Below are 2,200 nucleotides of genomic sequence, written 5' to 3'. Positions count from 1 at the left end.
GGCGCCGCGCCGGCGGCCACGGCGCCGGCGCCCGAACCCGAACAGGACCGCATGGCGCGCATGCTGCGCAACGAGCGCTTCCTGGCGCTGCCGGCGTTCTTCGGCTTCGGGCTGCTGCTGTCGTTCACGCCCTGCGTGTTCCCGATGGTGCCGATCCTGTCGGGCCTGATCGTCGGTCGCGGCCGGCACACGACGCGCGGCCACGCCTTCGGACTGTCGGTGGTCTACGTGCTGGCGATGGCCTCGACCTATACGGTCGCCGGCGTCGTCGCCGCGAGCTTCGGCGAGAACCTGCAGGCGGCCTTCCAGCACCCGGGCGTACTGATCGCCTTCGCGCTGCTGTTCGTGGCGCTCGCCCTGTCGATGTTCGGGCTGTACCAGCTGCAGCTGCCGGGCGCGCTGCAGGCGCGGCTCTCGGAGATTTCCGGCCACCAGCGCGGCGGCGACTACGCCGGCGTCGCGATCATGGGCCTGCTGTCGGCGCTGATCGTCGGTCCCTGCGTGGCGCCGCCGCTGATCGGCGCGCTGGCGGTGATCGCGAGCACCGGCGACCGGCTGCTCGGCGGCGCGGCGCTGTTCGCGATGAGCCTCGGCATGGGTGTGCCGCTGCTCGCGATCGGCGCCAGCGCCGGACACTTCCTGCCGCGCGCCGGGCACTGGATGGACAAGGTCAAGGCGGTGTTCGGCGTCGCGCTGCTCGCCGTGGCGCTGGTGATGCTCGATCGCGTGCTGCCGGCGGCGCTGATCATGCTGGCCTGGGCGGTGCTGCTGGTGGTCAGCGCCACCTACATGGGCGCGCTGCAGCCGATCCCGCAGGGCGCGCCGTGGTGGCGCACGCTGATCAAGGGCCTCGGCCTCGTGCTGCTGATGCAGGGCGCGCTGCTGCTGATCGGCGTGGCGGCCGGTGCGCGTGATCCGCTGCGGCCGCTGGCCGGCATCGTCGCGGCCGGCGGCAATTCCGAAGCCGCGCACGGCCTGGCCTTCCGGCGCATCGTCAGCCTCGCCGAACTCGATGCCGAGATCGCCGCCGCCGGCGGCCGGCCGGTGCTGCTCGATTTCTATGCCGACTGGTGCGTGGCCTGCAAGGAACTGGAGCGCGACACCTTCCCGGACCCGCAGGTGCGCACGCGGCTCGCCGGGTTCGTGCGCCTGCAGGCCGATGTCACCGCCAACTCCGCCGATGACCGCGCGCTGCTGCGCCGCTATGGTCTGGTCGGGCCGCCGGCGATCCTGATCTTCGGCGCCGACGGCCGCGAGCGCACCGAACTGCGCACGGTCGGTTTCGTCGGCCCGGAGCCGTTTGCCGAACTGCTCGGGCGCGTCGGCAGCTGAGTCCGCGGCCGCCCGCCGCACCGGCTCCATGAAGGAATTGTCACGCGCGATTCCCGCGCGTTCGGCGACGTTGCTCGCGAAGTCATGCGCAAAGCCCGGCATCCGCCCGATGGACAGTGCCGGATCGTTACGGCAGAATCGCGCGCCTTCCCCGTTCCGGGCGCCCGAGCGCGCCGCCCTCCCTGGCGAGAGTCCCTTCCCGATGGCGCAGCTGCTGGTGCTGAACGGCCCCAACCTGAACCTGCTCGGCACCCGCGAACCCGCGACCTACGGCGCGCAGACGCTGGCCGACATCCGCCAGAACTGCGAAGCCCTCGCCGCCGCGCAGGGGCATGCGCTCGACTTCTTCCAGAGCAACGCCGAACACGCGCTGATCGAGCGCATCCACGCCGCGCGCACCGACGGCACCGACTTCATCGTCATCAATCCCGCCGCGTACACGCACACCAGCGTGGCGCTGCGCGACGCGCTGCTGGCCGTCGCGATTCCGTTCATCGAGGTCCACCTCTCCAACGTCCACGCCCGCGAACCCTTCCGCCACCATTCGTATTTCTCCGACGTGGCGCTCGGCGTGATCTGCGGACTGGGCGCCCAGGGCTACGAACTCGCCCTGGCAGCGGCGGACCGTCACCTCGCAGCCCGCAAGCCGGCATAGGACATCCATGGACATCCGCAAGATCAAGAAGCTCATCGAACTGCTGGAGGAATCCGGCATCGCCGAAATCGAGATCAAGGAAGGCGAGGAGGCCGTGCGCATCTCGCGCCATCCGGCCGCGAGCGCCGCCACGCCGGTGCTGATGCAGGCACCGCCGATGGCCATGCCGATGCCGGCCGCCGCTGCGCCGGCGCCGGCGGGCGCCGCTCCGGC

2 protein-coding genes and 1 pseudogene are annotated in these 2,200 nt (G+C 71.6%); all 3 read left to right on the top strand.

Annotation, left to right across the window (positions count from 1 at the left end; translation table 11 throughout):
* Positions 1-1,332: protein-disulfide reductase DsbD (gene dsbD, locus PKE44_RS18570; RefSeq protein WP_324554201.1), on the top strand; the 1,332-nt coding region annotated here is incomplete at its 5' end.
* A gap of 202 nt (positions 1,333-1,534) precedes the next feature.
* The gene (aroQ, locus tag PKE44_RS18565) at positions 1,535-1,987 is read left to right on the top strand and encodes a type II 3-dehydroquinate dehydratase (RefSeq protein ID WP_324554199.1); all 453 of its coding nucleotides are present in this window, start codon (positions 1,535-1,537) and stop codon (positions 1,985-1,987) included.
* Positions 1,988-1,994: 7 nt separating this feature from the next.
* A pseudogene (locus PKE44_RS18560) lies at positions 1,995-2,200 on the top strand (acetyl-CoA carboxylase biotin carboxyl carrier protein); the annotation flags it as partial.

This window comes from Plasticicumulans sp. (assembly GCF_035331805.1).
Classification (GTDB): Bacteria; Pseudomonadota; Gammaproteobacteria; order Competibacterales; family Competibacteraceae; genus Plasticicumulans.
Note: the sequence above shows the minus strand (reverse complement) of the source record. Positions and strands in the feature narration are given on the sequence as shown.

Excerpts from the sequence above, each read along its gene's own strand:
- aroQ (WP_324554199.1), top strand. The coding sequence starts at position 1,535 with ATGGCGCAGCTGCTGGTGCTGAACGGCCCCAACCTGAACCTGCTCGGC.